Source organism: Desulfosporosinus sp. Tol-M2, from assembly GCF_059735615.1.
In genome coordinates this window covers 1-7,253 of record NZ_JCAIJG010000205.1, presented here as the reverse complement: position 1 = coordinate 7,253, position 7,253 = coordinate 1, and the positions used below count along the sequence as shown (strand labels likewise).

The 7,253-nt window shown below is 47.2% G+C and carries 7 protein-coding genes; all 7 read left to right on the top strand.

Annotated features, from left to right (window positions below; genetic code table 11):
- Window positions 1–501, top strand: a 501-nt coding sequence (gene mreD / locus AC6I5A_RS15105; protein ID WP_497900817.1) for a rod shape-determining protein MreD, incomplete at its 5' end; no start/stop codon positions are given.
- Between the two features lie 260 nt (window positions 502–761).
- Window positions 762–2,882 carry a penicillin-binding protein 2 gene (mrdA, locus tag AC6I5A_RS15100; RefSeq protein ID WP_034617927.1) on the top strand — a complete coding sequence of 707 codons (2,121 nt, stop codon included), beginning with the start codon at window positions 762–764 and terminating at the stop codon, window positions 2,880–2,882.
- Window positions 2,883–3,003: 121 nt separating this feature from the next.
- Window positions 3,004–3,684, top strand: coding sequence for a septum site-determining protein MinC (gene minC / locus AC6I5A_RS15095; RefSeq protein ID WP_034617926.1), 681 nt, complete (start codon window positions 3,004–3,006; stop codon window positions 3,682–3,684).
- Window positions 3,685–3,725: 41 nt separating this feature from the next.
- The gene (gene minD, locus AC6I5A_RS15090) at window positions 3,726–4,520 is read left to right on the top strand and encodes a septum site-determining protein MinD (protein WP_034617925.1); all 795 of its coding nucleotides are present in this window, start codon (window positions 3,726–3,728) and stop codon (window positions 4,518–4,520) included.
- Window positions 4,521–4,549: 29 nt separating this feature from the next.
- A complete protein-coding gene (gene minE / locus AC6I5A_RS15085) occupies window positions 4,550–4,828 on the top strand; it encodes a cell division topological specificity factor MinE (protein WP_034612769.1) in 279 nt (92 codons plus the stop codon).
- A gap of 179 nt (window positions 4,829–5,007) precedes the next feature.
- Complete coding sequence (rodA, locus tag AC6I5A_RS15080; protein ID WP_034612778.1) at window positions 5,008–6,171, top strand: rod shape-determining protein RodA; 1,164 nt, start codon at window positions 5,008–5,010, stop codon at window positions 6,169–6,171.
- A gap of 241 nt (window positions 6,172–6,412) precedes the next feature.
- Window positions 6,413–7,192: a murein hydrolase activator EnvC family protein gene (locus AC6I5A_RS15075; protein ID WP_034612767.1), complete on the top strand. Its 780-nt coding sequence runs from the start codon at window positions 6,413–6,415 to the stop codon at window positions 7,190–7,192.
- Window positions 7,193–7,253 lie beyond the last annotated feature (61 nt).

Sequence of the window (7,253 nt, the reverse complement as noted above, 5' to 3'; positions counted from 1 at the left end):
TATGTTTTGATTGCAATAATGTTTCTCCTGAGCCTGATTTTACCGGGAACGGTCTTTCACTTCTGGTCCTGGTCAGGGATTAAGCCTGATTTACTCATGTTACTCACGATCTATATTGCCATGCACCATCGTCTCCCTTCCGGTGTGCTTTGGGGACTGGGCGCAGGTTTATTAGAGGACTTATATTTGGGGCGCTATATTGGCATGTATACGCTTACGCTTGCGGTGGTTGCTTTTTTAAGCTATTGGCTCGCCGAGCATTGGTATAGGGATAATTTCCTTCTAACGCCGTTCATGGCTTTTTTGGTTACCGCAGTGGGGCAAATGTTGGTCGCCTTTTTGAGTCTTGGAGCAGGGCTTCAATGGTCTCCGGGGGATATCTCGCGCTCGGTGATTGGGGTATCCTTCTACAATGCAGTCATGGTTCCGATAACTTATCCTTTGATTCACCGGTCATTCCTGTACGGATGGCTGCGCTATCGACCGAGATATGAGAGATAGGAGGAAGTTTCTTAGCCCGTTCGCACACGTTCGGAGAAAGTGTATTAGCAACACTTTCTCTGGCTTGGGTCTCCACGGGGAAGGATACGACCTAGGGCTATGGTGATGTTTGCGATTATTGACGCATACGTGCTTTGAGTGCTACCTAGACGAAGAAATTGCCTCGAAGATCAATCCGTTCTTCGATTCGCAGAATCGAATTCACAAGTCGAACCTCGTGCCTCGCGCCTCGAGCATCGATAAGGGAGGAGTTTTTTGACATGGATGACAGAGAACGAAAGCCTTATGTTTCACGTCTTATAGGTTTGGGCATCGTGGTGGTTCTCGTTTTTTCTATTTTGGGCGTTAATCTCTGGCGCTTACAGATTGCCCAAGGATCTTACTTTGCCGCCAAAGCCCAGGGGAACGTCATGAAGCGGGTGAAAGTGCCGGCCACACGAGGTGATATTGTCGATCGCAATGGGAAGCTTTTAGTGACGAGTGTTCCGGAGTTCGTTCTTAACTTGGACTGGTTGGATTTGCAGCAGATCGACAACGGTGATTGGAGAGATGTGGTTCGCCGCTTAGCGTCTTACATCAAACCCTACTGGCCTATTCCGACCCAAACTGTGGAATTGATCACCGACGACATCTTGGCGAATATCCAGAATCATCAGTGGGAACGCTATCGCCCAGTCGCGATTCATAATGATGTTCCCCCTGAACTCCAATCGATTATAGCTGAGCATCAGGAGGATCTCCCGGGTGTGAGTGTCGATGCGATTCCAGTTCGTTATTACCCTGAAAAAGTACTGGGGGGTCAATTTCTTGGCTATGTCCGCGAGATAGCGGCGGAGGAAATTGAGCAGTTTAATAAGAAGGACAATGCACAAAAAGAGGATTTTGAGTACACACAGGGAGATCTGGTTGGTAAGGTTGGGGTGGAAAAAACATATGATTTTTGGCTGCGGGGGAAAGAAGGGGAACAACAAGTCGAAGTGAATAATAACGCCCGTCCAATTACCAAACAGCTCATTGAAGCGCCCGTTGCGGGCAAGACAGTCCAGCTGACGATTGATGCTGATTTGCAAAAGGTAGTGGAAGATACACTTGATGAGCGGATAGCGATTATTCAAGAGACTAATCCCAACGCTCATGCCGGGGCCGCCGTCGTATTAGATGTTAATACCGGTAAGATTCTGGCTATGGCTTCGCGGCCGGGAATGGATCCCAACGAATTGACGGGTAATATTACCACGGCCATCAGGGATAAATACTGGCCGCAAGACCCCCAACAATCCTCACAAGCAGCATCCCTGAACCGGGTGTTGTCCGGAGCATATGCCCCGGGTTCGGTTTACAAAATGATAACAGCAATGGCGGCCTTACAACTCAAAGTGACGACACCGGAGGAGCAGATTCATGATGTCAAGTCTTCCTTGGGGGGGGCTGAGTCTCAGGCAGCAGGTTTCGCGGAATGGGGAGGAAATTATTTTGGACATGTTAACCTAACTCGTGCGTTGGCCAAGTCCTCTAATATTTATTTTCAAGTGATGGGTCGCCGTGTCTTTGAGGCTAGTCCGGAAACGATGCGCCAGATCAGTAATGAATTCGGTTTAGGTGTCCTAAGCGGCGTCGATTTACCGTATGAAGTTAAAGGAATCTCCCCCTCGCCGGAATGGAAGAAGGCGTACAATGGTCCTACCTATGAGAAATTACGCGATAAGAAGTTGGCGGAGATTGAGAGTAAGTACGCCTCCCAATTGGCAGATGCCCCGGATACGAAAGCGAAGCAGAAGCTGCAAAGCGAGAAGGACTTAGAAATTAATCAGGTAAACCTTTGGTATAAACAAGAGGTTTATTTTAATGTGAATTGGAGACCCCATGATAGTTATAATAGTTCCATCGGGCAAGGGGATAATTTTTATACCCCGTTGCAGTTAGCAAATTATGTAGCAACGATAGCAAATGGCGGGAAACATTATCGTCCGTATATTGTCGATAAAATTTTGGATCCAATTAGCGGGGAGACGGTTCAGCAATACGAACCTCACCTACTCAATTCAGTATCGGTTTCTCCGGACGTCCTGGATTCGGTTAAAAAAGGGATGCGCGCTGTTATGACCGGGGAAGGGACAGCCAATTTTCTCTTCGAAGGTTACGACCCTGTGCCGGAGTTTTCCGGGGGAGGTAAAACGGGAACCGCGCAGCTCGGGTCCAAAGATTCGAGCGGTGCGGAGATATTCAACGGTTTGTTTGTGGCCTTTGCTCCTTATGATCATCCTCAGCTTGCCTTCGCCGGGGTCGTTGAATATGGGGGACACGGCGGAGATACAGCAGGTTACGTCGCTAAGGCAGCTTTTATGAAGTATTTTGACTGGAAGAGCGCGAATGGGAGCTAAAAAAGGGGAATTTTTCCACGTTTTTCTTCATAGTTTTCACTTGTAAAAAAAGGAATTGGGACAGGCTTGTAGAATTTATAAGAAGCACTAAATTAAGATTAAAGATTGGGGATTGTGCAGATTGACACGGACTGAACATGTGGCACTTAAAGGCACTCGCGAAGGATTGGTATTGTATCTTGATCCAACTGCGGACTTTGAAGTGCTAATGAATGAACTTACTAAGCTATTGAAGAATTCTGTTCAATTCCTGCAAGGTGCGAGCGTACGGTGCTATGCTGGGAAAAAGGAATATACTGAAGACGAACACTCGATGTTGGGGACAATTCTAAGGGAACAGCAATTAAAACTCGTGGGCTGGTTGACCTCGGAAGAAGTGTTCGTACCAGGTAAGTTCCAATCCCATGCGACAGAGGACAAAGAAACGCGTCTTTGGGAGGAAGGGATGGTGGAAGGAAGCTGTCTCTTTGTGGAGCGCACACTTCGTTCCGGGAAAAGCATGCAATTTGATGGTCATATTGTTGTTCTGGGTGACGTTAATCCCGGAGCGGAAATTATTGCAACCGGTAACATTGTCGTTTTAGGGTCCCTTCGGGGGGTTGCCCACGCTGGAGCGACGGGTGAGCGGAAAGCCTCAGTAAGCGCATATTATTTGGCCCCTACCCAATTGCGTATTGCGGATTTAGTGACTAGGGCTCCGGAGGAGGAAGCCTACGGACGGGGTCCGGAAATTGCCAGAATCAAAGATGGCCAATTAATTGTCGAAGCGGCTGGAACAAATGTATGGCGTGGCAAGACCTGATAACGGAAAGAATAAATCTAGGTGGAAAGGTAGGTCTAAATATGGGTGAGGTAATCGTAGTAACTTCCGGAAAAGGGGGCGTAGGCAAGACGACGACATCCGCAAACATTGGTACAGGACTGGCTAACGCAGGGCATAATGTCGTCCTGGTCGATACGGATATCGGTTTGCGTAATCTGGATGTGGTGATGGGACTGGAAAACCGTATTGTATACGATTTAGTGGATGTGACCAGTGGGAATTGCCGTCTAAAACAAGCACTTATAAAAGATAAACGTTTTACGAATCTCTTTTTGCTGCCAGCTGCACAAACTAAAGATAAAACAGCCGTTACTCCCGAGCAGATGAAACTCTTAGCCACAGAGCTGAAAGAGGAATTTGATTATGCAATCATTGATTGTCCGGCGGGAATTGAACAGGGATTCCGCAATGCGATTGCCGGTGCTGACCGGGCGATTGTTGTTAGCACGCCGGAAGTCAGTGCTGTGCGGGATGCCGATCGGATCATTGGCCTTTTGGAAGCAGCTGAACTGAGAAATCCCAAATTAATCATCAACCGGATTCGTCCTGAAATGGTTAAGAGGGGAGATATGATGGATATCTCGGATATCCTGGATATTTTAGCCGTTGAACTTCTCGGGGTCGTTCCTGAAGACGAGAGTATCGTCATTTCTACGAACCGCGGCGAACCGGCAGTTATGGATCAAACCTCAAAAGCGGGCGAGGCCTACCGGAGGATCTCAAGGCGGATTAAAGGGGAAGAAGTACCCCTGATAACTCTGGATGTGCCGCAAGGAATTATGGATAGACTGAAGAGACTCGTTGGCTTACGCTAACCGTTCGGTACGGAGAGGAGGAATCGTCTTTGTTAGAATTTATCAGCCGAATGCTTGGCAGGGGAAGTGCCTCGAGCAAGACGGTGGCTAAAGAACGCCTTCGGCTCGTTCTGGTTCATGACCGTGCCTGCATTTCGCCTGTCATGCTCAATAAATTAAGGGAAGATATAATCAAAGTTATTTCTAACTACATGGAAATCGACGAAGCTGCGCTCGAATTCAATCTATGTCAGGATGAACGCGAAGTGGCGTTAGTTGCCAATATTCCTGTCGTCAAGATGAAGCGGGACTACGCCGCCAAGGGATAATCTGAAAGAGCCTTCCAACACCTACGAAAAGTGATGGAAGGTTTAATTATTAATTAAGCGCTACTTTGTTACCCCAGCCCAATTCCCTCTGATTTCCGGCTTCTGACTTCTGATTTCTGGCTAAAGATGTGTTATAATTGGGAAAGTATCAGGGTTCATACAATAACCAGAGGGGAATTATCGTGGATAGACGCACACTGAAAAACCTGGACTTTTTATTTATCTTCGTTACGTGTTTGTTATTGATAGCCAGTCTCCTGATCTTGAGTACGGCTTCATTTAATGTGCTCGAATCAGATCCTTTGCACTATGTCAAGTCGCAAGCCATTTGGATTATGATCGGTATTGGCATTGCAACGCTCATTGCCGTGATCGATTATGAGAAATGGCGAACGTATCGGTGGTGGATTTATGGCTTTAATATCACGTTGCTCCTGGCCGTGATTTTTTTGGGGGACGAAAGAAATGGGGCAGTTCGTTGGATAGCGACTCCCTTTGGCTTTAATATCCAACCCTCAGAATTCGCCAAAATCTTCATAATTCTTACCCTCGCGGATTTCTTAGCCGTCCGCCAAGGAAAACTCAACAATTATAAGGATTTTGTAATGCCCTTTCTGATCGTACTCCTCCCCATGCTGCTCATCTTCAAGCAGCCTGACTTAGGAACAACCTTGGTTTTTTTGGCGATATTTATCGGGATGATGTTTGTAGCGGGAGCAAATCCCAAGAAATTCGGAGGGCTGTTACTGGGAGGAGCAGTCATTGTGGGGGTAGCGCTCTGGCTCCACTTCGCGACGAATCTACCTGGGTGGCTGTACTGGGCTCAAGGACTACCTCTTCCTATGGAAGATTACCAGTTAAAGCGCTTGACTGTTTTTAGGAACCCAGCAGCTGATATATCCGGAGACGGATATCATATCATCCAATCTATTTGGGCTATTGGGTCTGGAGGGTTATGGGGAAAAGGGTTTCGAATGGGAACACAAGGCCAGTTGAACTTCCTGCCGGAGCATCACACGGACTTTATTTTTTCCGTCGTTGGAGAAGAATTCGGCTTTATTGGGACGATCACCCTACTCTTTCTCTTTTTGATCTTCCTCCTACGCAGTCTTAGTATAGCCTTAAAAGCGCGAGATGCTTACGGCATGTTGATTGCCACGGGTGTGGTTTCAATGTTTACCTTTCATATATTGGTCAATGTCGGTATGACCTCCGGGATAATGCCGGTAACAGGAATTCCACTCCCCCTTATCAGCGCGGGCGGAAGCTCCATGTTATCAAACATGGCTGCGGTGGGATTAATGTTGAGTGTTAATCTAAGACGCCGACGGCTTATGTTCTAATCGAACCTAGAACCTCGAACTTCGAAATTGAGGTTCTATTTCTTTTGCCCTTTCATAAACTATTAAGGGAATGTACGAGCTTGATCAAGGTTCGAGGATCGAAGTTTGAGGCTCGAATCGAAGCGAACAAGTTCGCAATATTTGAAGTCTTAAAGTATAATTTCGTTTTTCGATTCGCAGAATCGAATTCGAAGATCGAATCTCGGACTTCGAACATCGAACTTCGAAATGGGGTGGGGGGATGAATCCGTTTGAACGCTGGGATGACTGGGAATGGGAACGGGCAATCCAAGAAGTGGGAAAAGAACCGGGGCGGAACAAATTGGAACCACGCCTTAATCAGCAACCCGGACGATCTCGACGTCCTGTCAAGGCAGGATGGGGGGATTTTTTTAAACATTGGAACGGAACTCAGAAGCGCACCATCTTAGCTGCGACCTTATTTTTATTGGTTTTCTTTAGTGCCAACAGTACAGACCCATTTTCAGGAACTATTCATTCAATATACCAGAGCGCTATGAACTCGGGTAATTATTACACAGCCTTAAATGGTATGGCTAAAGAAGCCTTGTCCCTGGGTGGCGTCGTTAGTAAGAATGTTCCAGTTGATGTCAGGATGAAAGGTCAGTTTTTACCCCCTATTTCCGGGAAAGTCGTCGCTGCTTTTGGAGAAGTGGGGGATGGGAGAAGCAATGCTCTGGGTTCAATTCATAACGGGATTGATGTGGAGAGTGCTTTAGGAGTACCGGTGGTTTCGCCTGCAGCAGGGGTGGTTACCGCAGTGGGGGAAGATTCCCAACTTGGGAAGATTGTAAAACTGGATTTTGGGGATGGCTGGACCACAGTGCTTGGTAATCTTGGTGATATTTCGGTTGTCAAGGGTCAGCGGATCGAGAAAGGCGGTGTTCTCGCGACAGTCGGTCTTTCCGCACCTTTAAAGAAGCCCTGGCTTCACATTGAACTGAGAAAAAATAACGTCCCGGTCAATCCTATACCTTATCTAACCCCTGCACAATTGTAAGGGCACGTGTAATCGTGGTTCGATGTTCGATGCGCGAAGTTCGAGGTACGAATTGAAGCGA

Excerpts from the sequence above, each read along its gene's own strand:
- mrdA (WP_034617927.1), top strand. The coding sequence starts at position 762 with ATGGATGACAGAGAACGAAAGCCTTATGTTTCACGTCTTATAGGTTTG.
- minD (WP_034617925.1), top strand. The coding sequence starts at position 3,726 with ATGGGTGAGGTAATCGTAGTAACTTCCGGAAAAGGGGGCGTAGGCAAG.
- AC6I5A_RS15075 (WP_034612767.1), top strand. The coding sequence starts at position 6,413 with ATGAATCCGTTTGAACGCTGGGATGACTGGGAATGGGAACGGGCAATC.